This is a genomic window from Campylobacter magnus (genome assembly GCF_028649595.1).
Classification (GTDB): domain Bacteria; phylum Campylobacterota; class Campylobacteria; order Campylobacterales; family Campylobacteraceae; genus Campylobacter; species Campylobacter magnus.
In genome coordinates, this window is sequence record NZ_JAQSLK010000001.1 from 383,717 (window position 1) to 407,510 (window position 23,794).

At 39.4% G+C, this 23,794-nt stretch carries 24 protein-coding genes and 2 tRNA genes; 6 read left to right on the top strand and 20 right to left on the bottom strand.

Translation table 11 applies throughout. The features are described from left to right. Window positions 1-13: 13 nt before the first annotated feature. From PTQ34_RS01765 to PTQ34_RS01780, 4 genes are all read left to right on the top strand, one after another. A complete protein-coding gene (locus PTQ34_RS01765; protein ID WP_273931752.1) occupies window positions 14-754 on the top strand; it encodes an SDR family NAD(P)-dependent oxidoreductase in 741 nt (246 codons plus the stop codon). Next, window positions 754-1,890 (top strand): tRNA (uridine(54)-C5)-methyltransferase TrmA, encoded by a 1,137-nt coding sequence (gene trmA / locus PTQ34_RS01770; RefSeq protein ID WP_273931753.1) that lies wholly within the window; start codon window positions 754-756, stop codon window positions 1,888-1,890. The genes PTQ34_RS01765 and trmA overlap by 1 nt, the downstream gene beginning before the upstream one ends. 84 nt (window positions 1,891-1,974) lie before the next feature. Continuing rightward, the gene (locus tag PTQ34_RS01775) at window positions 1,975-3,102 is read left to right on the top strand and encodes a glycosyltransferase (RefSeq protein ID WP_273931754.1); all 1,128 of its coding nucleotides are present in this window, start codon (window positions 1,975-1,977) and stop codon (window positions 3,100-3,102) included. Beyond that, a complete protein-coding gene (locus PTQ34_RS01780; RefSeq protein ID WP_273931755.1) occupies window positions 3,077-3,730 on the top strand; it encodes a sugar transferase in 654 nt (217 codons plus the stop codon). The genes PTQ34_RS01775 and PTQ34_RS01780 overlap by 26 nt, the downstream gene beginning before the upstream one ends. A gap of 65 nt (window positions 3,731-3,795) precedes the next feature. Here the strand turns inward: PTQ34_RS01780 and PTQ34_RS01785 are convergent, their stop codons facing one another. From PTQ34_RS01785 to PTQ34_RS01810, 6 genes are all read right to left on the bottom strand, one after another. After that, window positions 3,796-4,326 (bottom strand): hypothetical protein, encoded by a 531-nt coding sequence (locus tag PTQ34_RS01785; protein WP_273931756.1) that lies wholly within the window; start codon window positions 4,324-4,326, stop codon window positions 3,796-3,798. 1 nt (window position 4,327) lies between these two features. Beyond that, a complete protein-coding gene (locus PTQ34_RS01790; RefSeq protein ID WP_273931757.1) occupies window positions 4,328-4,846 on the bottom strand; it encodes a hypothetical protein in 519 nt (172 codons plus the stop codon). After that, window positions 4,843-5,844, bottom strand: coding sequence for a hypothetical protein (locus PTQ34_RS01795; protein ID WP_273931758.1), 1,002 nt, complete (start codon window positions 5,842-5,844; stop codon window positions 4,843-4,845). Before PTQ34_RS01795 ends, PTQ34_RS01790 begins: the two co-directional genes overlap by 4 nt. 46 nt (window positions 5,845-5,890) lie before the next feature. After that, window positions 5,891-6,508 (bottom strand): lysophospholipid acyltransferase family protein, encoded by a 618-nt coding sequence (locus tag PTQ34_RS01800; protein WP_273931759.1) that lies wholly within the window; start codon window positions 6,506-6,508, stop codon window positions 5,891-5,893. Between the two features lie 393 nt (window positions 6,509-6,901). Then, window positions 6,902-8,191, bottom strand: coding sequence for a tRNA (N6-isopentenyl adenosine(37)-C2)-methylthiotransferase MiaB (gene miaB / locus PTQ34_RS01805; protein ID WP_273931760.1), 1,290 nt, complete (start codon window positions 8,189-8,191; stop codon window positions 6,902-6,904). Further along, the gene (locus tag PTQ34_RS01810; RefSeq protein WP_273930789.1) at window positions 8,188-8,433 is read right to left on the bottom strand and encodes an HP0268 family nuclease; all 246 of its coding nucleotides are present in this window, start codon (window positions 8,431-8,433) and stop codon (window positions 8,188-8,190) included. Before PTQ34_RS01810 ends, miaB begins: the two co-directional genes overlap by 4 nt. Window positions 8,434-8,586: 153 nt before the next feature. On the opposite strand from PTQ34_RS01810, the gene nusA reads away from it, so the two are divergent. After that, a complete protein-coding gene (gene nusA, locus PTQ34_RS01815) occupies window positions 8,587-9,681 on the top strand; it encodes a transcription termination factor NusA (protein ID WP_273931761.1) in 1,095 nt (364 codons plus the stop codon). Window positions 9,682-10,389: 708 nt separating this feature from the next. Here the strand turns inward: nusA and PTQ34_RS01820 are convergent. The 7 genes from PTQ34_RS01820 to PTQ34_RS01850 all read right to left on the bottom strand — a co-directional run bounded on the left by PTQ34_RS01820 (window position 10,390) and on the right by PTQ34_RS01850 (window position 15,492). Continuing rightward, window positions 10,390-11,109: an NYN domain-containing protein gene (locus PTQ34_RS01820; RefSeq protein ID WP_273931762.1), complete on the bottom strand. Its 720-nt coding sequence runs from the start codon at window positions 11,107-11,109 to the stop codon at window positions 10,390-10,392. A 173-nt stretch (window positions 11,110-11,282) separates the two neighbouring features. After that, window positions 11,283-11,358, bottom strand: a tRNA-Met gene (locus tag PTQ34_RS01825). A 21-nt stretch (window positions 11,359-11,379) separates the two neighbouring features. Beyond that, window positions 11,380-11,454: transfer RNA gene (locus PTQ34_RS01830), tRNA-Gln, on the bottom strand. 149 nt (window positions 11,455-11,603) lie between these two features. After that, window positions 11,604-11,948, bottom strand: coding sequence for a hydrogenase maturation nickel metallochaperone HypA/HybF (locus PTQ34_RS01835; RefSeq protein ID WP_273931763.1), 345 nt, complete (start codon window positions 11,946-11,948; stop codon window positions 11,604-11,606). 11 nt (window positions 11,949-11,959) lie between these two features. Next, window positions 11,960-12,964, bottom strand: coding sequence for a hydrogenase expression/formation protein HypE (hypE, locus tag PTQ34_RS01840; RefSeq protein ID WP_273931873.1), 1,005 nt, complete (start codon window positions 12,962-12,964; stop codon window positions 11,960-11,962). An 11-nt stretch (window positions 12,965-12,975) separates the two neighbouring features. Beyond that, window positions 12,976-13,530 carry a Holliday junction branch migration protein RuvA gene (gene ruvA, locus PTQ34_RS01845; RefSeq protein ID WP_273931764.1) on the bottom strand — a complete coding sequence of 185 codons (555 nt, stop codon included), beginning with the start codon at window positions 13,528-13,530 and terminating at the stop codon, window positions 12,976-12,978. A gap of 105 nt (window positions 13,531-13,635) precedes the next feature. Further along, complete coding sequence (locus PTQ34_RS01850) at window positions 13,636-15,492, bottom strand: flagellar assembly protein A (RefSeq protein WP_273931766.1); 1,857 nt, start codon at window positions 15,490-15,492, stop codon at window positions 13,636-13,638. Window positions 15,493-15,601: 109 nt separating this feature from the next. Between PTQ34_RS01850 and PTQ34_RS01855 the strand changes: the two genes are divergently transcribed. Further along, window positions 15,602-16,648, top strand: coding sequence for a dehypoxanthine futalosine cyclase (locus PTQ34_RS01855; protein WP_273931767.1), 1,047 nt, complete (start codon window positions 15,602-15,604; stop codon window positions 16,646-16,648). Window positions 16,649-17,544: 896 nt separating this feature from the next. Here PTQ34_RS01855 and PTQ34_RS01860 read toward each other — a convergent pair. The 7 genes from PTQ34_RS01860 to PTQ34_RS01890 form a co-directional block, all read right to left on the bottom strand. Continuing rightward, a complete protein-coding gene (locus tag PTQ34_RS01860; protein ID WP_273931768.1) occupies window positions 17,545-17,856 on the bottom strand; it encodes a thioredoxin family protein in 312 nt (103 codons plus the stop codon). 30 nt (window positions 17,857-17,886) lie between these two features. After that, entirely contained in the window at window positions 17,887-19,158 is a 1,272-nt protein-coding gene (locus PTQ34_RS01865) for a DUF2920 family protein (RefSeq protein ID WP_273931769.1), read from the bottom strand. Beyond that, entirely contained in the window at window positions 19,155-19,514 is a 360-nt protein-coding gene (acpS, locus tag PTQ34_RS01870; RefSeq protein ID WP_273931770.1) for a holo-ACP synthase, read from the bottom strand. Before acpS ends, PTQ34_RS01865 begins: the two co-directional genes overlap by 4 nt. A gap of 2 nt (window positions 19,515-19,516) precedes the next feature. Then, a complete protein-coding gene (fliL, locus tag PTQ34_RS01875) occupies window positions 19,517-20,074 on the bottom strand; it encodes a flagellar basal body-associated protein FliL (protein WP_273930779.1) in 558 nt (185 codons plus the stop codon). A 391-nt stretch (window positions 20,075-20,465) separates the two neighbouring features. Next, complete coding sequence (gene metK / locus PTQ34_RS01880; RefSeq protein ID WP_273931771.1) at window positions 20,466-21,665, bottom strand: methionine adenosyltransferase; 1,200 nt, start codon at window positions 21,663-21,665, stop codon at window positions 20,466-20,468. A gap of 85 nt (window positions 21,666-21,750) precedes the next feature. Then, window positions 21,751-22,392 carry a flagellar basal body-associated FliL family protein gene (locus PTQ34_RS01885; protein WP_273931772.1) on the bottom strand — a complete coding sequence of 214 codons (642 nt, stop codon included), beginning with the start codon at window positions 22,390-22,392 and terminating at the stop codon, window positions 21,751-21,753. After that, window positions 22,392-23,678 carry an ATP-dependent DNA helicase gene (locus tag PTQ34_RS01890; RefSeq protein ID WP_273931773.1) on the bottom strand — a complete coding sequence of 429 codons (1,287 nt, stop codon included), beginning with the start codon at window positions 23,676-23,678 and terminating at the stop codon, window positions 22,392-22,394. Before PTQ34_RS01890 ends, PTQ34_RS01885 begins: the two co-directional genes overlap by 1 nt. Window positions 23,679-23,794 lie beyond the last annotated feature (116 nt).

Consider the following 23,794-nt stretch of genomic DNA (forward strand, 5'->3'; position numbering starts at 1 on the left):
AAAAGGTGAAAAAATGAAAATCGCACTCATAACTGGGGCTAGTTCTGGCTTTGGGCTAAGCCTAGCAAAAATGCTTGATAACGCAGGATTTGCCGTAATCGCCTGTGCTAGAAGATTAGAAAAACTCAAAGAGCTTCAAGCTGAGCTTAAAAATCCAAGCTTAGTTTACGCCCTTGATGTGCGTGATAAAAATGCTGTGTTTGAGGTAGCAAAAAACCTACCTAAACAGTGGCAAAATATTGAAATTTTGGTAAATAACGCTGGGCTTGCCCTAGGGCAAGAAAGCTTTGAAAACGCTAGTTTAGAGGACTTTGAGATTATGATTGATACGAATATCAAAGGACTTCTTTATACCACAAAGGCGTTTTTACCGCACTTAGAGCGTGGCGGAATAATCTTTAATCTTGGCTCAGTGGCTGGGGCTTATCCATATCCTGGAAGTCATGTCTATGGCGGCACGAAGGCTTTTGTGCGGCTCTTTTCTCACACCTTGCGAAATGATCTAAAAGGCAAGGATATAAGAGTTACTACAATAGCCCCAGGTATCGCAAAGACTGAGTTTAGCGAAGTTAGATTTAAAGGCGATAAAGCTAGGGCTGATGCTGTGTATGATGGCACAAAATATCTAAGCGCAAATGATGTTGCTAAGGTAATCTGCGATATCGTAGCCCTACCAAAGCATGTAAATATAAACTACTTAGAGGTTATGCCAGTTTCACAAAGCTGGGCTGGATTTGCCTTTGAGGGCAAGTGATGAATACTGCGCTTTGTAGCTCTTTTGGCTCTTGTGCGAGCTGTGTTTTGGAGCTTGATTACAAAAGCCAAAAAGAGCTAAAAATCGCCCGCACAAAAGAGCTTTTTAGTGGTATTTGGCAGGCTTGCGGTTTTGCTGGTGAGTGCTGTTTTTTTGATACAAATGAGAGTGGCTTTCGCTCGCGCGCTGAGTTTAGGCTCTGGCATGATGAGAGCGGAGTTCATTACGCTATGAATGGGGCGGATAAAAAGCCTGTGATCATAGAGACTTGCTCTATTGTGGATACTAAAATCTCAGCTCTAATGCCAAGGATTTTAGAAAAAATAAATAGGAATTCTAGTTTAAAAGAGCGTATTTTTGGCTGTGAGTTTGTAGCTAGCAGTGATGAAGTGCTAGCGATTTTGCTTTATCACAAGGATATAGAGAGTATAAAAGCCGAGCTTGAAAACCTAGCTAACGAGCTTAAAATAAGCTTAATTGCTCGCTCAAAGGGTAAAAAACTTGTCTTTGGCTCTGAGATTTTAAATCAAAAAATAACTGTGAATTCCAAAACTCTAAGCTATAAAATCAGCCCTGATGGCTTTATCCAGCCAAATGCTAGTGCTAATGAAAAAATGCTAAATTTCGTGTATTCAAAACTTGCTAATCATGATAAAAAGGATCTTTGCGAGCTTTACTGCGGGCATGGTAATTTTAGCGTGGCACTTGCGCCGCTTTTTCGCAAGGCTTTAGCCACTGAGATAAACAAAGCTAGCACTGCTCTAGCAAAGCAAAACGCAGAGCAAAACGGCGTGAAAAATCTAGAATTTGCTAGGCTAAGCGCTGATGAGTTTGCCAAGGCTTTGCGCGCAGAGCGTGAGTTTAAGCGCTTAAAACACTTAGAGCTTAGTAGCTATGATTTTTCACATATTTTGGTTGACCCGCCCAGAGCAGGCTGTGATGAGAGCGTGCTAAATCTAATGATGGAATTCCAAAATATCATTTATATTTCATGTTCTCAGGCTAGTTTAAGGCGTGATTTAGATCTTTTAGTAAAAACGCATAAAATCACAGATTTTGCGCTCTTTGATCAGTTTGCGCATACTAATCACATTGAAAGCATTGTTTTACTAAAAAAAATAAAATTTTTAGCCTAGGAATTCTAGAATTCCTTTTTAAGTGCTAGAATTTAGAAAAAATCAGCAAAAATATGCTAGACTACACTCTTGGTGATTTAAAAAATGGAAAATGTAAAAAAGGCTTTGGTTTGCGACTGGCTTGATGTGTATAGCGGTGCTGAGAGATGCATTGAGCAGTTTAACAAACTCTATGATTTTGATATTTTTGCGCTTGTGGATTTTATGAGTGCTGATGATAGGCAGCTCGTGCTTGGCGGCAAAACTGTTAGCACTACTTTTATCCAAAAGCTTCCTTTTGCTAAGCGTTTTTTTAGGCATTATTTGCCGCTGTTTAGTAGAGCGATTGAGAGCATTGACCTGCGTGAATATGAGCTTGTGCTCTCATCCTCTCACTGCGTAGCAAAAAATATTCTAACAGACGCCACTCAGCTTCACATCAGCTACATGTATAGCCCTACTCGCTATGCTTGGGATATGAAAGAGCTGTATTTAGAAGGACAAAATGCGCTTTTAAGGCCTTTTATCGCTGAGCTTTTATATCGCTTTCGCATTTGGGATGGCAGCTGTGCAAATAGAAGCGACAAAATCATTGCTATTTCGCACTTTATCGCCTCTCGTATCAAAAAAATCTATGGCAGAGACGCAGCTGTAATCTACCCGCCTGTAAACACTGGTGATTTTAGATTACAAGAGAAAAAAGATGATTATTTCATCACTTGTGGGCGACTTGTGGGGTATAAAAGGACTGATTTGCTAGTGCGTGCTTTCAATGAAAGTGGCTTAAAGCTAGTGGTGGTAGGTGATGGAGAGCAAATGAGCGAGCTAAAAGCTATCGCAAAACCAAATGTAGAACTGCTTGGTAAGGTTAGCAAAGATGAGCTTGTAAAACTGCTTGGCAGCGCTAGGGGCTTTGTGTATGCTGGGGTTGAGGACTTTGGAATAGCTGCTTTGGAGGCTATGAGCTGTGGCACACCTGTTATTGCCTACGATAAAGGTGGCGTGGCTGAGAGCGTAAAGGGCTCGCAAAAAGGCGGCTTTGGTAGTTCTGGCGTGCTTTTTAGCGCTCAAAATGAAAGCAGTCTAAATACGGCTATAAAAGCTAGTTTTGAGCTTGATTACGACCCAGCAAAGCTAAGTGCCTATGCTAAAACTTTTAGCAATGAAAACTTTAGAAAAAATATAAATGAATATTTGAAAAAAGAATATGAAATATTTAAAGAAACGCATTAGAGCCATTTTTTTACCGCAAAATCAGCGCAGAAAAAGCCTAATTGATAAGCTTTTGGTGCTAGTTACTAGTCCTGCTTGGCTGCCTGTAATGTTCATAATTTCTGTAATTTTAAAGCTAAAAGAGCCTAAAGAGCCTGTGTTTTTCATCCAAAACCGCCTAGGACAACACGGCAAGGTCTTTAAATGCTTGAAATTTCGCACAATGAGAAGCGATCAGAGCTTTATGGATGAGTTTTTGCGCCAAAATCCAGATGAGGCTGCGTATTACGCAAAATATCATAAGTTTATAAATGACCCTAGGATTAGTGCTTTTGGGGCGTTTTTGCGCAAAAGCAGCCTTGATGAGCTCCCACAGCTTATAAATGTGCTTTTAGGTGAGATGAGCCTAGTAGGGCCTAGACCTTATATGGTAAATGAACGCCACGAAATGAAGGGCTTTTTGTCTGGGATTTTGCTAATTCGCCCAGGCATCACTGGGCTATGGCAGATCAGCGGACGCTCAAACACTAGCTTTCGCTCTCGCCTTAGAATAGACCTGCTTTATATCAAAAACTGGAGCCTGCTCTTTGATTTTGAGATTATGATAAAAACGATATTTGCTGTGCTAAAAAGCAAGGGGGCAAGCTAGGGAATTCTAGAATTCCTTAGAATTCCGTAGCTAAGAATTCCCTAGAATTCCCTAGAATTCCGTAGCTAATTAGTAAGTTTTGATTTGAAAATTTGTAGATTTATTGTGCTCTCTAGGCTTTGTCTTTTTACCCTTACTTCTGCAGGGAATTCTAAAACGACGATGTTTTTATAGTCGTTTAAAAAGTCCATAAACTCATAGAGTTTTTGCGCAGAGTAAATAGTAGAAACTGTATTTAGCCTATAAATGCTTTCTCCATCATCATTTGGTATGCTTATTAGCTCCACTTCGCTAAAATATTTTTTTGCTTGTTCAATAAAGTCTTTTTCGTCAAAGGGCGCCACAGCAGCATTTAGTAGCTTGCTATTTTTGATTTTAAAGTCATTTAGTGCGCCTGCGTAGCTCTTGTAGATCTGCTCAATTTTGTTTAAATTCACAATGCTAGCTTGGTTTTGGATTTTTAGCCTTTTATACTCTTTTATGCTTGGGATTATGAGCAAAACGATAAAAAACACCAAAGCAAAAATAAAAGCCAGCACATACATAATAAGCTTTAAAACATCTATTTCTTTTAGGCTATGGTCTTTTGTCATCATTTTAGTCCTCGCTAGTGCTAATGCTAGTAAAGTTCAGCCAGCCGTTTGGCAGCTGGTAAAATGTGGTTTTTGTCTTGGTAAAAATACTTTTTAGCGGTGCTTCCATAAGCAAGGTAAAGGCCTCTTTGCTAGGCGTCCTACCACGGATTTCTAAAGAGTTTTTATCAAGCTTAACAAAATCAAGCGTAACAGTATCAGGCACAATATCATAGATATTTTGCAAGCTTCGCTTTAATGCTTGGTTTGTAGCTAAAATACTTTCAATCTCATCTTGCTGTTCGCTTAGATTTTTGGTGTGTTCTTTAATGATTACTATTCTGCGGTTATACTCATCATAGCTTACTTGATTTGCGTTTGTGGCTTCTTTTAGGTTATAAGAAAGTATTTTTATAGAAAAGTTCACAATCAAGCAAACCACGCTAATAAAGCCTATAAGCGATATCCAAATCAAGCTAAATAGCGATAAAATAGGCTTTAATTTTGGCTGAATAAAGCTATAAGTAAGAGGGTGCTTTGTCATGGATTTAGCTCTCTTTTTATGATACTTAGTAGGTCTTCGTTGCGATCCACCTTAAACACAGCTGAATCTACAAAAATCTCATGCCCCACAACATCAATAAAGCTTTGTTCATCAAGCACATCTTGACTATCAAAAACCACGATTTTTTCTATAAACTCACTTTGATAGAGCGGATTTCGGTAGTATTCTTTCATAGCTTCTTTGATATTATTTAGCATATTACCGCTGCGGCCTACTTTTTGTAGACTTTCTTCTATTTGAGCTCCGCTACGCTCGACATCTTCTACCTTAGTAATATCGCAAAACTGCCCATTTAGCTCAAAATTATCATCATCCAGGTCGTTTAGTGCATTTAAGGCTGAGAACTTATCATCTTCTTTTGCGATGATATTATCGATATCAGCGATGTTTATAGGTGCGATTGTGTCTTCTTCTGCCATTTTTTCTTCTTCACCCTCGCAAAAGTATGCAGCATAGCGCATCTCCAGCCCAGCAAAGACCATCATCGTACAGCTAGTATCTTGAGCATAAACATACAGCGTGATACGATCATCAGCTCTAAACTCGCAGATTTTTTCATACAGCAGTACATAAGGCGAGTAGAGTAAATCAGGCTTTAAGCCATTTAAAAACTTAGTTTGATTTGCTATTTCATCATTTGAGATAAAAATACTCCAACCACCTGGCATATTTACTACTTGAACTTCATTATAATTTACGCCAAATTGATTATACCCCACACGATCAGCCACCGGCAAAGCCCATTGCTTTTTAGTGCTAAGCAGCAGTGCTACATAGGTAGAGTGGGCTTTTTTGGTATTTTTTTTGATATAGTCGTTAAACTTAAAATCGATGTGCTTTTCAGTTATCTCAAAATCAGCCTCAATAGTGCCTAAATCGCTTTGATTTTTTACAAACTTACCAAAGATAGAACACTCTGTATTATCAACAAATACGCACACATAAAGGTTTTTGATAAAAGAGCGAATAAAACTCACAGTCCCAACCTAAAATTTTTTGGCGCAGATAATATCAAATTTCGCATTAAAAACTCTTTATTTTAGCAAATTCTTGCGCAATTTTTTCTTTTGCCGCATGGGGATCAAGCCCATCAACGCTAAAAGCCTCTCCAATCACAAACTCAACCTTTGAAAAAGGCTTAGGAAGCTCCATCCTATCCCAGCTTTTAAAATGCCACGAACTACTTGAGCTATAGCTTACTGCTACTAGCTTTGCGCCTGTTTTTTGCGGTATAGTTACACAGCCATCGCTAATAGAGTGCCTAGGCCCCCTTGGGCCATCTGGGGTGATTACTAGATTATCGCCGTTTTTTAGCACTTTTAGGGCTGCTATCATGGCTGATACAGCACCTTTTTTGCTGCTGCCTCGCACGGCTTTTATGCCAAAATGGCTAATAATGCGCGTAATCAGCTCGCCATCGCCGTGCTGAGAGATAACTACATAAAAGTCTTTTTGGCAAGTTTTTTGGATAAAATCTTGGCGCAAAAACGGCATAAAAGCTAGGCGGTCGTGCCAAAACAACAAGATAAAGGGCTCACTTGGCGGTGCGCCTTTAAAGGTCTTTTTACAAGTAAAAAATATCAGTCTTAGTAAAGCAGTGATGATGTACTCAGCGATTTTTAAAACAAATTTATTTTTCAACTTTTTACTTTTATATTAAACTCTTAGGAATTCTAGAATTCCCTACTATGTCATCCCCTAGCTTGAGCTGAGGATCTCTATATGGAATTCTAGTTTTCTGGGGGTTAGGGGGTATCTTTTAAGCAAAATCTAAAATTCCTTAAACTTGAATTCCTAAATCTAAAATTCCCGAAACTAGAATTCCTTAAACTTGAATTCCCAAATCAAATTCCTTAGGAATTCTAGAATTTTGCTCGCTTTAGTGGGGCAAGTCACACTGCTTTTTATAAGTGCTATGCCCTAAACACTTAGTAGCCCTAAAATCCCACTAAAATTTAAGGTATTTTTAGTCTTAGGAATTCTAGAATTTTATCCTAGGAATTCTAGATTTATTCTTAGGAATTCTAGAATTCCCTACGCTAGCTCGCCACTTAGCAACATGCGCTGTGCGCTTGTGATGCGAACATCGCAGACCTTGCCAAGTAGCTCTTCGCTACCTTTTACTGCCACAGCAAAGTTATTATCACTTCTGCCAGCCGCCTTACCGCCAGCTCTTAGCTCATCAAAATACACGCTCATCACCTCGCCTACCTTAGAGTTTGTTATATCATCAAGTATTTCATTATGGCGAGATTGCAGGTGGCTTAGACGCTCACTAGCGATTTTTGGTTCTATTTGCTCCATATTTGCAGCCGGAGTTAGCGGGCGAGGCGAGTATTTGAAGCTAAAAATCTGCTCAAAACGCACCTTTTCAATGACATCCATGGTGTCTTTAAAGTCCGCATCGCTCTCTCCAGGGAAAGCCACGATGATATCAGTGCTGATTGAGAGTTTATCACCACAAAGCTCTCTTAATCTGCTAGCTCTATTTAAAAACCACTCTTTGCTGTAGCCTCTTTTCATCGCTTTTAAAATAGCTGTTGAGCCTGATTGTAATGGCATGTGAATGCTTTTGCAGATTTTTGGCTGAGTGCTAAAAACTTCAAGGAATTTATCATCCATGTGAAGTGGATGCGGGCTAGTAAAGCGAATTCGCTCAATGCCCTTTATCTCGCAAAGTTCGCAGAGTAAGTCGCTAAAATCTATTTTTTCTTGCTCGCTAGAAAAACGTTTGCCGTAGTTATTTACATTTTGTCCTAGTAGGCAAATCTCTTTTGCCCCACTTTCAGCCACCTTTCTGGCCTCGGCTAAAATAATGCTTTTTGGCACGCTTAGCTCGTCTCCTCTGGTGTGTGGCACTATGCAGTAGGTGCATTTTTTATCGCAGCCTACCATGATGTTTATGTAGCTTTTGTAAGGATTTGAGCTATACGAGTTTTCAAACTCAAAGTTTGTTTCGTCATTTTCTATGCTCGTTCGCACAAAGCGTGGTGTAGCAACAGCCTCTTTGATAAGGCTTACATTTCTAGCCCCAAGCACGAAACTTACATACGGCGCGCGCTTTATTATAGCCTCTCCAAGGTGAGAGGCCGTGCAGCCACACACGCCAAGCTTCGCTCCACTTTTCATATCTCTGTGAAGTGCGCCTAGTTCGCTAAAGAGCTTTTGAACTGGTTTTTCACGCACAGAACAAGTGTTAATCAGCACTAAATCAGCATCATTTGGACTATCACAAAGCTCATAGTCGTCTTTTAGCTGTGAGATGAAATGCTCTGAGTCTTTGACATTCATCGCACAGCCAAGCGTGCGAACAAATAACTTCAAAGTATATGTACCTCGTAGCAATAGTCGTTTTCGTCAAGTCCATATTTTACTATGCGGTGATATACGCTAAAGCCCTTTTTCTCGAAGTTTTCTACCAAAGAAATTAGCTGTTTATGGGTGTTATCCCTATCAAAATAGTAGATTTTCTCACCTTCTTTTTCTAGGTCTTGTTCGATTTTATCAATGCTAATGCTGGCTTTTGGCTTTGATTTAAGCTCAGTTCTTGCTAGTTTTAACTCCATTTGCCACCCTTTTTTTTAAAATTTTAAAGCGCAAATTATAGCAAATTTGCCTTAAAATTTTATTTAACTTTAATAAAATTAAGCTATAATTGCGCTCTTGCTTTTTAATTGCGTTCTTGCTTTTAAAAATTCCCAAAAATTTTAAGGTGTAAAATGGAAAAAATCGCAGATATAATAGAATCAATAGCAAATGAAAAAGGACTAGAATACGCAGATGTCGCTGAGCGCATAAAAACAGCCTTTATCCAAACAGCCAAAAAAGTAATAGGCGAAGGGCTAGAATACGATGTCCAAATAGACAAAGCCAGCAAAGAACTACGCCTTTATGAGCATATTTTAGTAGTCGCAGATGATGATGAGAGGCTTGATGAGACGCATTTTATCAGCCTAAAAAAAGCTAGGCAAATTGATAAAAGCCTAGAAATCGGCGACTCTTTAAACTACGAACTAAACCTAGAAAACTACGGCCGCACCGCAGCTGCTGCCCTCTCAAAAGAAATAGAATACCACATCGGCAAGCTAATCGATGATAAAGTGTATGAAAAATACACCGCTTTAATAGGCAGCTTAGTAATCGGCGTGGTTACAAGCGTGGGAAATGACGAGACGACCTTTGTAGAAGTTGGCGAGACAAAAACGCTAATGAGCCGCAAAAACCGCATAAAAGATGAGAAATTCAAAGTCGGCGATACCATAAAAGCACTTATTCGCAGCGTGCATTTTGACAAGCGTTTGGGTATCAAAATCGAGCTTACTCGCACCTCGCCAAAGTTTTTAGAAGCTCTTTTAAAAGCTGGGGTACCTGAGATAAAAGAAGGTAGCGTAATCATCCAAAATAGCGCAAGAATTCCTGGCAAAAAGGCAAAAGTAGCGTTCTTTTCAACCAGTCCAAATGTAGATGCTGTAGGCACTGCTGTGGGAGTAAAAGGCGTGAGAATAAACGCTGTTAGCAAAGAGCTAAATGGTGAAAACATAGACGCAATCGAGTATAGCGCAGACCCTGCGATTTTTGTCGCGCGCGCGCTTAGCCCAGCTCGCATCATCAGCGTAAAAATCGAAGATAAAAAAGCTGTGGTAATGATAGATGCTGAACAAAAAAGCAAGGCCATAGGCCAAGCAGGCATAAACATCCGCCTAGCTAGCATGCTCACAGGCTACGAAATAGAGCTTATAGAGAGCGGCAGCAGCGAGCACAAAGACAACGAAGAAGGCCTAAAAAATCTAAAAGCTCTTTTTGGCGAAGAGTGATTTTAGGTATTTTGCTCATTTTGTTTAGGAATTCTAGATTTTATTCTAGGAATTCTAGTTTTTTATTCTAGGAATTCTAGATTTTATTTTAGGAATTCTAGTTTTTATTTTAGGAATTCTAGTTTTTATTTTAGGAATTCTAGATTTTATTCTAGGAATTCTAGTTTTTGCTTTAGGAATTCTAGTTTTCTGGGGGTTAGGGGGTTTCTTTTAAACAAAATCTAGAATTTCTAGTGATTTTGCCTAGGAATTCTAGAATTTTTAACTAGGAATTCTAGAATTCCCTATTATGTCATCCCACAGCTTGACTGGGGGATCTCATCACAAAGAATCTAGAATTCCATAGAGATCCTCGGGCCAAGCCCGATGATGGCATAGTAAGGAATTCTAGAATTCCCTAAAAATACCCCCTAACCCCCAACCAGCGGATGCGAAGCAACCAGCGGATGTGAAGCAACCAACGGATGCGAAGCAAAAAAAAAAAAAAAACAGATAAAGCAATTCTAGATTTTTGCGGAGTTTTAGGGTCCCAAGGGTTTAGAGCGTAGCCCTTATAAAATTTGCGAGCTAGGCTTATCCAGCCTAAAAGCGAGCAAAAATCTAGAATTCCAAGAATAAATTTAGAATTCCCAAAAATAAATCTAGAATTCCCTAAGAATAAATTTAGAATTCCTAGTGGTCTTAGCTTAGGAATTCTAGATTTGATTTTTATATTTTTAAAAGAGCGTTTTCTTTTAGTCGCACGCTCATGCCGGTGTGCTTTTCTTCATCTTCGTAGCAAATATCAAAAAATGCCGAATATAGCTTAAAAAACCTCGCCCAGCTTTTAAAAGAGGTTTTTCTTATCCCCCAGTCTTTGCCAAAATGAGCTATCATTTTTGAGTTGATTTTGTTTATCTCAGTAAAGCCCTCAAAGCCAGCGCAAGCCCAAATAATAGCTTTTAAAAAGTCATCTTGTTCGCTCTTATCTACTTTGTTTTGTATTTTTTCTTTTGCTTGTATTTTTAGCTCAGGTGCTTTTAGCAGATGAAAAGTAGTAAAAATCCCAGCAAAGTCATTATCAGTCTTGCTCTCGCCAAAGCCTAAAACCTCACGCCCCAAATCAAGTAGCTTAAAGACCAAATGCCTAAAATCACTATCGCTAGTAACCAAAGCAAAGTGAGTGATATCAGTCCTTTCATACGCCATTTGCAAACAATCCAAGCTAAGGCGCAAATCGCTAGAGTTTTTAAGCCCTTTGTGAAAAATCTGCACAGGTTCTATGCCAAACTTGTCTAAAATTTGGCTCCAAGGTGTAGAAATCTGCCAGTTTGCATAGGCTTTTTTAGAACACACATTAAAAGGCTCTAAGGCTGAAATAATCTGTGGCAAAAACGATACCGGAACATTTTCACAATCAATAAATAAAGCGCATTTGGAAGTTTGCATTGTGCTTTTACTCCAGTTTTTGCTTAAATTATAACAAAAAAAGAATAAAAATAGCCAAAATAAATAAAAAAACCTCCAAGCCCACAAAGGACTTGGAGGTGGTATTTGACTTATCGAATGTCAAGGCGAATTGTAGCCAATAAAAACTTAAAATTTTCTATAATTTAAAAATTTGGTTGCGAGGGCAGGACTTGAACCTGCGGCCTCCGGGTTATGAGCCCGACGAGCTACCAACTGCTCTACCTCGCGATAAATAAGAAGGATTTTTTGTGGATGGGGTAGGAGGATTCGAACCTCCGAATGTCAGGACCAAAACCTGATGCCTTACCGCTTGGCGATACCCCAACGATGAAAAGACTGAAATTATAATGAGTTTTTTAGCTTTTGTCAATTAAAATTAGCTTAAATTCTTATATTTTAGCTAAAAATGTTTGAATTTTAATCTAGAATTCTTACATTTTAGCCAAAAATGCTTGAATTTTAATCTAGAATTCTCATTTCTCAAGCTCTAAGCGCATCAAAACCAAATCCTCGCCTTTTATCACCACAAGCTCTCTGCTACCACACATCGGGCAGACAAACTCATTTGCCATGATAGTGCCCTCTCTGCCGCACTGGCAGCAACGCACGATGATATCTTGGATTTCTATTATTAGTTCAGCATCACTACAATGCCCACCTACTTTAAAAGCATCAAAGGCCTTTTTTAGATAGTGTGGTTCCACACCACTTAACTTGCCGATTTGGATTTCTACTCTTTTTACAGACGATGCACCTTGTTCTGTGGCATTTGTATCACATACTTTTAGCAGGTCTTGGACTATTGATAATTCATGCATTTTTTATCCTTTTAACAAATTCTAGGCAGTAACTCGCCCTTTGGCTCATCTAAAAATCTTTTTGAGCCATAAATATTTTTTAGCCTAACGCCCTTAAAATCAGCGCAAAACTCACCGATAATCTGCGCAGCTAAATTAAACTCTTTTAGTACCTTTAGCGCAATTTGGCTCTCATCTTCGCTCACAGCTAGCACAAAAGTGCCTTCATTTGCTAGTTCATACGCCTCAAAGCCAAGTAACTCGCAAACCCCCATAACCTCAGCACTCACAGCGACTTTTTCTTCACACACTTCTATGCCACCACGCACCCTAGCCCACTCATGTAAAACAGCACTAAGTCCGCCTCTAGTCGCATCTCTCATCGCTAGTGGTCTAATGCCTGCGTTATAAAGACTTTCAACCACAGCATTTAGAGCAGCGCAGTCGCTACTAAGCAAGCTTTGCAAACCATGCCTACTAGCTAGCAAGGCTGCTCCGTGCCTGCCTATATCGCCACTTAGCAAAATTTTTATCTTTTTTTCAGAGTTTGCTGATTTTAGCCTTTTTGTGCTAGCTGGCAAGCTCTCATCTATTAGCTTGCCAATTGCACTAGTGTTTATAAAAATACCATCACAAGCACCCTTTGGCACGACCTTTGTATCGCCACATACTACGCTTAGCCCAGCGTCTTTTGCCACGCTAGCAAGAGAGCATAAAATACGCTCTAAATTAGCAAGCTCAAAGCCTTCTTCGATGATTAAAGCACAGCTTAGATACAAAGGCTTTGCGCCCATCATAGCTATGTCGTTTATACTGCCACAAGCTGCGATTTTGCCGATATCGCCACCAGCAAAAAATATAGGATTTACCACAAAGCTATCAGTGGTAAAAACTAGCTTTTTAGAGCCAAAATCGAGCAAAGCCCCATCATTGCTTTGGCGCAAAATTTCATTATCAAAGCACTTAAAAATCACATCATTTATAAGCACATTCATTTCTGCCCCGCCACCACCGCAGGCTAGGGATACTGATTTTATCATTATTTATCCTATTTTTTTAGTATTTTTAGTGCTTCTTTTATGAGTGAGACGGTCTCACTTGAACTACATTTTGATAATGCTAGACTGATAGCCTCACGCTTAAAGCCAAGGCTCTCTAGCGCTAAAAGTGCTTCATTATTAGCTGGATTTGCACTAGTAGTAGCTAAAAAGCTAGCATCGCCAAGCTGGGCTAGAAGTAGTTTGGCAGTTTTCTCTCCTATGCCGGGCACTCTTTTAAAGGTAGCTATATCGCCGTTTTTTACAGCCAAGGCAACAGCATCAGGCTCAAGGCTAGAACACACAGCAAGAGCAGTAGCAGGACCTATGCCACTTACTTTTAGCATTAGCTCAAAAATACGCTGTTCGCTAGTGCTAGTAAAGCCAAAGAGCAAATGCGCATCTTCTTTGATAATCTGCGTGATAAAAAGCTCGCAGACCTCGCCTAGCTCAAGTTTAGCACTGGTAAAAAGCGAAACTGCTACGCCATAGCTAACTCCGCTTGTTTTTAACCAAATATAAGTTGGTTCTTTTTTAACAATTTTTCCTTCTATTGCTTTTATCATTTTTTCTCTTTTTTTGATTTTTTTACTTTAGGAATTCTAGAATTCCTACGAAAATTCTAGAATTCCCAAGTAAATTCTAGAATTCCTGCGCAAAATCTAGAATTCCTAGAGCAATTCTTGAGGCATTTCATTGCTCTTTTTAATCTCATAGATATGCTCGCCTGCGATTTCAAGGTGCCTAATAGTAATCACGCGCGCTAGTTCATTTTCTTTTGTTACATAGCATATGCTTTTGCGAGGTTCGATTAGCTCAAACTTTATATCATTTAGCTCCACCCAGCGCCCTTTGTTTACTACCTTGCTATCAAAGATCATATCTTGCATTTTTTGTAGTATTGCGATGACCTCATCGTAGCGTTCTTTTTGGGTGCGGTAGTGCTTGGCGATGGTGTTATATTCGTACACTAGGCTTTGGTAGTCTTTGAGTTTGTTTAGCAGGCTCGCTGGGGCTTCTGTGCCGGTGGCTGAGAGTTCTTCTATTCTTTTTTTTACATATCCTACTGAGCTTGTATTTGAGTTTATTAGCGAGAGTTTGTCTTGGAGATTTGCTTTTAGTTTGTGAAGTTCCCTGCCTAGGGTTTGTTTTTCGTCTGTGTAGACTTTTAGATTTTTGGCGTATTCTGGGGTTTGCATTATATCTATGATGATGCGATTATCTCTACCACGAAGCTGATTTATCACTACTAGCTTGGCTGCTGTTATGGTGCAGTTTGAGTTTAGTTCATTTATATATACTTCCTCGCCTGCGATAGACCCGCCTACTGCGACATTTACATTTACTACGCGCGCCCTTACTGAGCCACCCTCTAGTCTGTCGATTTTTGCCTCACCTGAGCAAGTTAAAGTGCCTAAATGTGTGGCTATATCAGCATCTACGCTCTCTATCGCGGATTTTGCGTGTGTTAAGCCGCCTATGGTAACTGAGCGTGCCTTTATACTAGCGCCCTCTGCTACTGAGCCTTGGACATTTAGCGTGCTTGTCTCTATACTCATACCAGGGCCGATGGCATCTTTTAACACATCGCTTTCAGTTACATTTATGGTAACATCGCTATCAAGACCTGCTTCTATGCTACCTGTGGTTTTTAGATTTACTGAGTTAACTTCTAGCTTTTCTTTTATATCATACACGCCGCCCTCATCGCTTACATAGCCTTGGCTAATAGCGATATAGCGAATGCTCTTATCATCTTCTTCTTTGCGTATTTTTTCTGTGGTTTTTATCTCTACTGCATTTTCGTTTTTAGCTTCTGTTACAGCGATTAGCTCACCTTTTAGATTGCGGCCATTGCGACCTGGCTTTGATTTTACATATTCTATTATGGTTTCATTTTCGCTAACCACTGAGAGGACGCTAGAGTTTGGGTCATCAGCGTTTTCTACCTTATTTTTATAGTGATATATCATAGCATCATCAATCGGCTCTAGCGGTTCTATGCCTTGTGCTACATCAAATATCACATCTTCTATCAAAGCTCCATTTACACGAATTAGACTTGCTACACGGCGAACTTCGTTTTTTAAGTTATTTGAGCGAACGCCTATTAAAAATCCGTATTTTAGCAAGGTTCTATTTATCGCATTTTCTAGTTCGTCTGCTAGATCGGCTGTGTATCTAACCTCGCTATCTGCTAGGATTTTGGCTCTGATTTTGGTTAGAGTTTTGTTTGAGGCGATTGCGATTTTTGGTAAGTGTGTTTTTTCAGTTACGGTTTTATCGTAGTAGCGCACACGATAACTTTGTTCTATGTGAAGTTCTGGGTTTAGAAAAAACTCGTCATTGTCAAAAATGCTAAGATCTTCTACGCTTTGTATCTCGCCCTCGCCTATCATGTATTTTGTATGAACAGCTAGGATATCGACATCCACATCTTTTACAGGGACCCCAGAAGCTTTTGCGGCTACTTCAAGGTCACCGTAGACATTTTCTGTATTGATTATAGCTGATGAAACTTTTCCCATATTCCCACTTTATTTGCCAAATTTGTGCCAAAAACTTAGCAATTATACAAAATTATCCCTTAATTTTTACGATTTTTTGCTAAAATAATTCAAAATTAAAGGATTTTTTATGAAAAGAATAGATGATAAAACTGCCCTTGATTTGCTAGCAAATGCTGATTTAGCCGAGCTTGGTAGATTAGCTGAGAGCGTTAGAAAAGAGCTTCACCCTGATGATATAACCACCTTTATCGTTGATCGCAATATAAACTACACAAATGCGTGCTGGGTGGATTGTAAATTTTGTGCGTTTTATAGGCATGAAAAGGACGAAAATGCTTATATATTAAGTCTAGATGAGATTGATGCTAAGATTGATGAGCTTATCTCAGTGGGTGGCACGCAGATACTTTTTCAAGGTGGTGTTCATCCAAAGCTTAAAATCGAGTGGTATGAAGAGCTTGTGCGCCACATCAGCCAAAAATATCCGCAGATTACCATCCACGGCTTTTCGGCAAATGAGATAGAGTATATCTCACGCCTTTCTCGCATAAGCCTTGAAGAGGTACTAGTGCGGCTAAGAGATGCTGGGCTATACAGCATTCCAGGGGCTGGGGCTGAGATACTAAGCGATAGAGTTCGCAAGCTAATAGCACCAAAAAAGCTAATGAGCGCAAAGTGGCTAGAAGTACACGAAACCGCTCACAAAATCGGTATAAAAAGCACAGCTACAATGATGTTTGGCACGCTAGAAAATGATGAGGATATAACCCAGCATTTGCGTGTTTTAAGAGAGCTGCAAGACCGCACCGGTGGGTTTAGGGCTTTTATTTGTTGGAGTTTTCAAAGCTCTGGCACAGCTCTTATTAAAGAATTTCCGCAGATAAAAAAGCAAAGTCCAGCACGCTATTTGCGCATTTTGGCTCTTGCTCGCATTTACCTTGATAACTTTAAAAATATCCAAAGCAGCTGGGTAACGCAAGGCTCAGCCATAGGGCAGCTCGCCCTTCGCTTTGGCGCAAATGACCTTGGCAGCACCATGCTAGAAGAAAATGTAGTAAGCGCAGCAGGCACAAGCTATCAAATGAGCCAAAATGAAATGATCCGCTTAATTCGCGAACTAGGCTTAAAACCAGCCAAACGCAACACAAACTACGATATTTTAGAGAGATTTTAGTTTAGGAATTCTAGTTTTTAGGAATTCTAGAATTCCTAAAAAATTTTACCTTAGGAATTCTAGAATTCCCTGTCGTCCCCCAGCTTGACTGGGGGATCTCTATATGGAATTTTAGATTGTAGGAATTTTAGAATTCCTAGACTTTTTGGGGGTGCGGGGGTATTTTAGCCTTAGGAATTCTAGAATTCCCTGTCATCCCCCCCCCAACTTGACTGGGGGATCTCTATATGGAATTCTAGATTAAGGAATTTTAGATTGTAGGAATTTTAGAATTCCTAGGCTTTTTGGGGGTTAGGGGGTATTTTTTATCTTAAGGAATTCTAGAATTCCCTGTCATTCCCCAGTTTGACTGAGAGATCTCTATATGGAATTCTAGAATTCCTTAATAAATTCTCTTAGGAATTTTAGATTTTTGCTCGCTTTAGTGGGGCAAGCCAGCCCCGCAAATTTTATAAGGGCTACGCCCTAAACCCTTAGGGGCTGCCACACCTAAAACCCACTCTTTATCTGCGTTTTTGGGGGAATTCCAAATTTATTTGTGATGAGATCATCGGATCAAGTCAGGGGATGACAGAAAACGCAAGGCAAGGGGTGACACAGTGCTATTGAATTTAGAATTCCCTAAAATTCGTCATTGCGAGGCTTTGAAAAAAGAGGGAGCAATCTCATTTATTAAGCCTTGAACGAGATTGCTCCCTCTGCTTTACTCCCTCGTAATGACGAAATTTTAGAATTCTCTGTGGTGAGATCACCCGGTCAAGCCGGGGGATGACACAAGGCAAGTTGGGATGACACAGCCTTGGGAATTCTAGAATTCCTAAGAAATTTTACTAGAAATTCTAGATTTTAGAATTCTAGATTTATCTTAAAATTCTAGATTTTAGGAATTCTAGATTTTAGCTTATTAGTGCTTTTAGAGCGTCATCCACGATTTTTTGTGAGTCAGGTTCAACAAGGCGGCTGCCTACTTCTGAGCCGTTTTTGTAAAATATCATAGTTGGAATTCTGCGGATGTTTAGCACATCTTTTAGTCCCTCTGCGCTGTCAAAATCTACCTCAAAAAAGCTGATTTTGCCCTCATATTCTGGCATAAGGCGAGATAAAATAGGCTTTAGTGCCACGCAGTCTTTGCACCATGGCGCGCTAAAAGTCACCACGCAAGCACCGTTTTTAATGCTTTCATTGTAGTTTTGTTCGTTTAGTTTCATGTTTTCTCCTTTATTTTAGATTTGTTAAAGCTAGATTTTTTCACATTTTGCGATGATTTTTGAACCAAACTCTTTAAAACTATATATCCACTCATCAGTTTTATAGCTAATTTGCTTTTTGACTTTTGATTTTTTTTGCTTTGAGAGCTTTTCTAAAAGTGGCGGTAGTTCTTTTAAAATCAGCATTTTTATACTCATGCCCATGCCGTGACCAAGGTTTTTGATAAACTTACCATCAACTTGACTTTGCTTATTAATAACATGTAATGTCGCATCGTAGCCAAGGGCTTTTAGACTCTCATAAAAGGCAATTTTATCATCTAAATTTGCTAGATTGTCTTCGCTGCTGTGATAGCCTACATAAATAGGCTTACTATTTTGCGCCCCAATAGCTAAATGACCCTTAAAAGCAACATCTCTTATCTCATAGCGAGAGCGAGAGAAGTAATTTGGCGAGCTCTCATCGCTAGTCCATTTGGTGGTATCACTAAAACAAAATAGAAAATTTTTTTCTTTATAGTGGGCTCTGTGAAGTCCTTCATTAGCCATTTCTTTGCCAAAGCTTACCGTGGTAAAAGCTGGATCTCTATACAGCTTTTTATCAAAAATCTCAGTTTTTAGATTCCAAGCAGCATTATCTATCACACCAGCTATCGCCCACGGAGCAATTTTGGCAGCTAGATTTGCGATATATGCGCCATGGCTTGAGCCTACTAGCACGCAAGGCAGTTCTTTTAGCCCAAAGTCTTTTTTTACATATAAAAGCGCATTTATAACATCAATAGCACTCATCACACCAAAGTTTTGATACTCACCATTTGGCGCAGCAAAACTCACGCTTATACTCATGCGAGCATCAGCAGCAATTTCGCCCCTAGCTTTTAGCGAGTTTAAAACTCCGTCAATTTGGTCTATGATTAAATTTGCGTACTCAAAATTCTTTGCTTTTTCTCTAAAATCATCATCTACTCTAAATTTCGCTCTAGCGCAATTTTCTAAAAATATATCTATATCGCGTTCGTCTAAATAAGGCTTTGCGCCCTGAGCGGGATTTAGAGCAACGCAAAAATAATCCACACTTAGCACAGCTACTTGGCCCTTAAAATGCTCTGCTATGCTAGAAGCCAAATGCTCTTTATAGCTACTTTGGGCATCTCCACCAAGCCCAGGGATAATGCTAAGCAAGGCTTTTGGCTCTACCTTATCATCATAAGTACACAAAAATCTAAGTTTGCTTTTTCTTTTGATATTTAATTCAAAATCATCGCAACTAGAGATGAAATATTCTTTTGTAGTAATCATTTTTTACCCTTTATAGCCACCACAGCCACAGCAAAATCGCCATCGTGGCTAATGCTAAGACTAGCTTTTTTGATTTTAAAAAATTTGCGTGTTTTTTTAGAGAATTCTAGAATTGGAGCACCTTTTTTGTTTTTTGAGATTTTAATATCTTTAAAGCCGCAATGCTTACTAATACCGCAGCCTAGAGCCTTTGAGGCAGCTTCTTTTGCTGCCCAAAAGCCAGCTATGCTTTGAGAGTTTTTGCGCAAAATTTTTATCTCGCTTTTGCGTAAAAACTTTGATAAAAACGCAGCTCCAAGCCTTTCATGGCTTTTTTTGATGCGAGCAATACTAGCAATATCAATACCGATTTTCATAGTTACTGGACGATAAAATCAGTAAAGAATACATTTTTGACATAGCCATCACGAAGTGTTTCGTTGATTTTAGCAGCTATTTCATCTTTTAGACGCTCTTTGCCTTTTGTAGTGCTTATGTCTTCATAGGTTTTTGAGCTAAGTATTCTTATTACTATATCACGCAAAAGTGGCTTTTTTTGCTCTATTTCAGGTGTTAGTAGCTCTGAGCTTAGTTCTATGTTTATGGTCATTTTTAGGTATCTTGAGCCAGTTTCGCTCAGTAAATTAACCAAAAACTGATCAAGTGGATACATAGGACCTACATTAAAAAAGTCATTTGAACGCTCTTTTGGGGCACCAGCGGCTGGTTTGCCACCTTGCGCTGCTGGGGTTGCTGCGTGAACCTCTGTTGTAGCTGCGGCTGGGTCTTGTTCGCCACTATCTCCACCGCTAGCAAGAAGCACTACAATAAGTCCACCAAGTAATAAAACCACTACTAGCAAAACTGCTACAATGATGAGAACTAGGCTATTGCCACCTTTTTTGCCTTCTTGCTTTTCTTCTTTTTCGTCTGCCATTTTATCTCCTTTTTAAAAGCTAGGAATTCTAAAATTCCTTAAAATTCGTCATTGCGAGGGAGCAAAGCAGAGGGAGCAATCTTGTTTATTAAGATTTGAACGAGATTGCTTCGTCGCTCGCTACACTCACTCCTCGCAATGACGGAATTTCCGCAATAACGGAATTTTGAACGAGATTGCTTCGCTTCGCTCGCAATGACGGAAATTCCGCAATGACGGAATTCTAGGGAATTCTAAAATTCCCTAGCCAAACTGGCAATTCTAGTATCGTGCATTTAGTGTGGCTAAACGCTTTGGTGGCAGCGCAAGGATAGAACAAATAGTTCATCCTAAGCTGCCGCCTAAAAGCGTTTAGTCGCAATAAGTGTGCGAGACGAATTGCTCCGTTAGCCTATTTTAAAGATTTAAACAAATCTACGCTATCTAACTGCTCCCACGGATAGTAGCTTACTCCCACCTGTCCCTTTGCTGCCACATCAGCGTATAAAAAGCTCTGCGCAGATGGCTTATCAAGCCCAAACTTTTGTGTTATCCAGCGTGGAGTTAGCGGGAATTTTTCTAGCACAAAATCACTTAATTTATCATCACTTACATTTGTAAGGTTTGTCCCCATACAATCCACACTCACGCTCGTTGGTTTTGCCATGCCTATTGCGTAGCTTAGCTGGACTATACACTTCTTAGCAAGTCCTGCTGCTACGATATTTTTGGCTATATATCTAGCTGCGTATAGTCCTGAGCGGTCTACTTTTGTGTAGTCTTTGCTAGATTGTGCTCCACCGCCTATTGGCGAGTAACCGCCAAAGCTATCTACAATTAGCTTACGCCCTGTTAGACCACTGTCGTGAAGCGAGCTGTGATTTACATAGCGACCAGTTGGATTTATGTAGATTATAGTATCATCTGGGCTATATAGCGCACTTGGCAGTCCTGAGCTATCAATTAGCTTTTTAACCTTTGCTCTTACATCATCTATGCTCATGCTCTCCACGCTTGGCACGCTTACTACGATGGTGTGAATTTTCTTTGGCTCGCAGTTTTCAAAACCACTTTTATCGCCGTAGTCTATGGTAACTTGCGTCTTTATATCCACACCAAACTCATCAGGATGCGCTAGAGCATACTCATAAACTCTATCACAAAGCATTCTAGCATAGCTAATTGCTGCTGGCATGAGATTTTCACACTCACAACTAGCAAAGCCAAACATAATTCCTTGATCGCCTGCGCCTATTTCGCCACTTGCTTGATCTACGCCTTGGTTTATATCTGGGCTTTGTTGGTTTAAAAACACATCAACTTCAAGATCACTTGGATGTAAGCACTGTTCGTGGGTAAAATATGGATTGTCATTATAGCCGATTTTTGCTAGGGCTTTTTTTACTATATTTCTGTAGTCTTGGTGGGTGAAGTTTACCTTAGCATTTACCTCGCCACCTACTACTATATGCTTACCAGCTACAAAAACCTCGCTTGCCACGCGCCCATTTGGATCTTGTATAAGTATAGCATCGACTATACTATCAGCGATGATATCAGCGCATTTATCAGGATGCCCTGGGCTTACTACTTCGCTTGTAAAAAGATACATTTTTTGCCTTCTTTGATATAAAATTTAAAAAATAAAGCTCGCATTCTAGCTAATTGTTGGTTAATTTCAGCTTTAAAGACAAATTTTATCTATAAAAATCCACATCACCAAAGTCTTTTATACCATCAAGCATATCACGACTTGCTTTCATTTGTCTCTCTATTAGTTCGTTTGCTTGCTTTTTTTGTTCTTCTATTTTGGTATCTACGCTTAGAGTTTCATTTGAAGTGCCAAAATCTTGTTCCCCAAAGTCTGTTTTAATCTCATCTTGGCTACCATCTTGGCTACTAGGAATTCTAGAATTCCCCATACTTTTATTTTCTTTGTTTGCGCTATTTTTATAGTATTTATCTAGCTGTTTAACAAGCCTTGCTATATCAATATTATCAATTTCTTTTAAAGAGAGAATATACACATCATCGATTTTTATTTTATACTTGCTAGCTGAGTATTTTTTTATCGCTTCTTTAAAGGCTTCTTTACCCTTTGAGCTCATCAAATCCTGCGCATAAAATGAGCTAACAATCACATTTATAGCATCTTTTATGGCTGAGGATTTTGCTACTTCATTTGTAAAAATATGTAAGTCCATTGAGATTTTTTTCATCTCTGAGCTGGTTTTTGAGTATAAATCTACTTCTAAATTTTTTATCTCAAAATCAGCCCCAAAAAGAGCGTGAAATTCTAGAATTCCTAGTAAAAAAAATCCTAAAAATATCTTTTTCATTACATTTCCTTTATAAACTCTTGTCCCGCATAAAACTGCGCCACTGCATCATTTGGGCGGATTTTTGAGCGTAGGCGATTTAGAGTGCTATTTTGCTCTAAAAACAGCCCCTTAGCACTTCTAGCACGAGAGAGTGCGACATAGAGCTGTCCTGAGGCAAAAATATCATTTACATCGCAAATATAATCATCCAAGCTCATACCTTGACTTTTGTGAATTGTAATAGCATAAGCTAGGCGCAAAGGATATTGAACAAAGCTTGCTAGCACCTGCTTTGCTACATTTCCGCCCTCATCAGCATAAGCATTAAGCTCCAAGCAAACAGGCTCGATGCTGCATAGCTCATCATTATGTTTTCGCACTATTATGCCATCTTCTTTTAGCTCTAAAACCTCTGCTCGCTCGCCATTATAGTAGCTGCCTCGCTTGTTTGCGCAGATTATTACCTCTGCGCCTACTTTTAGCTCTAAAACCTTAGCAATATTTATTCCAGCTAGCCAAGATTTTAGCTCAGTCTCGCTTACGCCTTGGCTTGCTTTTATCGCTGCTTCTATATGAAATAATGGAGTTTTTAACATATTTAGCCGCTCTTCATTTAGGGCATCTACCTTAGCATTTGTGCCAAAGAGCCTTAGGGCATTAGCTGGGGGATTTTGCTCTACCCTACTGGCTAAAAAGCCCATAACTTCATCATCACAAACCCCTACTCTAATGCGTTCTAAAATGCTAAAAAAGCCTAAATCGCTAGTGCGCTTTGGTTTTGTTAGCATGAAATTTACAAAACTCATATCGCACCACGCCATACTCTGCCACGCATAAAAGCCGCTAAAAAGGCTGTTTTGCCCCTTTTCATCCCTGCTAACCACAGGTTCTAGCTGATAAAAATCCCCAACAACAAGCAAAGCCCCCTTAAAGCCACCCATACGCAAGCGATAAGCCACCATCTCAAAAGTGCTAGAACGCACCATGGAAATCTCATCAATAATGATAAGATCAAGCTTGCTAAGCACTTTATACAGCTCTTTTAGCTCATTTCTTTGAGTTTTATCGTGCTTAGCAAGTTCGTTTATATCATTTATTCTGCCAAAGCGAAAAAAGCTATGAAGCGTGATCCCACCGATATTTACAGCACTTATACCAGTGCTGCCAAGAGCTACTACATTTTTGCCACTTTTATAAAAATTCTCTATAATACACTTTGTAGTATAGCTCTTGCCAGTGCCTGCCCCACCGGTTAAAAAGACATTTTTTCTAGCTTGTAAGGTTTTTAGAATTCTCTCAAACAAAACGCACCCTTTTTTAACTTTTTTGCCTAGAATAAAGCGCAAAAATAATACTCAAAAGCTATAATTTCAGCAAAATTTGTGCTACAATTATAGCTTTATTTTTAAAATCATGGGAT

What these genes read in the sequence shown, in the direction of transcription:
- ruvA (WP_273931764.1), bottom strand. Translation starts at nt 13,530, where the DNA reads ATGATAAAAGCAATAGAAGGAAAAATTGTTAAAAAAGAACCAACTTAT.
- PTQ34_RS01855 (WP_273931767.1), top strand. Translation starts at nt 15,602, where the DNA reads ATGAAAAGAATAGATGATAAAACTGCCCTTGATTTGCTAGCAAATGCT.
- PTQ34_RS01810 (WP_273930789.1), bottom strand. Translation starts at nt 8,433, where the DNA reads ATGGAGTTAAAACTAGCAAGAACTGAGCTTAAATCAAAGCCAAAAGCC.
- fliL (WP_273930779.1), bottom strand. Translation starts at nt 20,074, where the DNA reads ATGGCAGACGAAAAAGAAGAAAAGCAAGAAGGCAAAAAAGGTGGCAAT.
- nusA (WP_273931761.1), top strand. Translation starts at nt 8,587, where the DNA reads ATGGAAAAAATCGCAGATATAATAGAATCAATAGCAAATGAAAAAGGA.
- PTQ34_RS01820 (WP_273931762.1), bottom strand. Translation starts at nt 11,109, where the DNA reads ATGCAAACTTCCAAATGCGCTTTATTTATTGATTGTGAAAATGTTCCG.
- PTQ34_RS01775 (WP_273931754.1), top strand. Translation starts at nt 1,975, where the DNA reads ATGGAAAATGTAAAAAAGGCTTTGGTTTGCGACTGGCTTGATGTGTAT.
- PTQ34_RS01835 (WP_273931763.1), bottom strand. Translation starts at nt 11,948, where the DNA reads ATGCATGAATTATCAATAGTCCAAGACCTGCTAAAAGTATGTGATACA.
- metK (WP_273931771.1), bottom strand. Translation starts at nt 21,665, where the DNA reads ATGTATCTTTTTACAAGCGAAGTAGTAAGCCCAGGGCATCCTGATAAA.
- PTQ34_RS01765 (WP_273931752.1), top strand. Translation starts at nt 14, where the DNA reads ATGAAAATCGCACTCATAACTGGGGCTAGTTCTGGCTTTGGGCTAAGC.
- PTQ34_RS01860 (WP_273931768.1), bottom strand. Translation starts at nt 17,856, where the DNA reads ATGAAACTAAACGAACAAAACTACAATGAAAGCATTAAAAACGGTGCT.
- PTQ34_RS01780 (WP_273931755.1), top strand. Translation starts at nt 3,077, where the DNA reads ATGAAATATTTAAAGAAACGCATTAGAGCCATTTTTTTACCGCAAAAT.
- PTQ34_RS01885 (WP_273931772.1), bottom strand. Translation starts at nt 22,392, where the DNA reads ATGAAAAAGATATTTTTAGGATTTTTTTTACTAGGAATTCTAGAATTT.
- PTQ34_RS01790 (WP_273931757.1), bottom strand. Translation starts at nt 4,846, where the DNA reads ATGACAAAGCACCCTCTTACTTATAGCTTTATTCAGCCAAAATTAAAG.
- PTQ34_RS01850 (WP_273931766.1), bottom strand. Translation starts at nt 15,492, where the DNA reads ATGGGAAAAGTTTCATCAGCTATAATCAATACAGAAAATGTCTACGGT.
- PTQ34_RS01865 (WP_273931769.1), bottom strand. Translation starts at nt 19,158, where the DNA reads ATGATTACTACAAAAGAATATTTCATCTCTAGTTGCGATGATTTTGAA.
- PTQ34_RS01785 (WP_273931756.1), bottom strand. Translation starts at nt 4,326, where the DNA reads ATGATGACAAAAGACCATAGCCTAAAAGAAATAGATGTTTTAAAGCTT.
- acpS (WP_273931770.1), bottom strand. Translation starts at nt 19,514, where the DNA reads ATGAAAATCGGTATTGATATTGCTAGTATTGCTCGCATCAAAAAAAGC.
- trmA (WP_273931753.1), top strand. Translation starts at nt 754, where the DNA reads ATGAATACTGCGCTTTGTAGCTCTTTTGGCTCTTGTGCGAGCTGTGTT.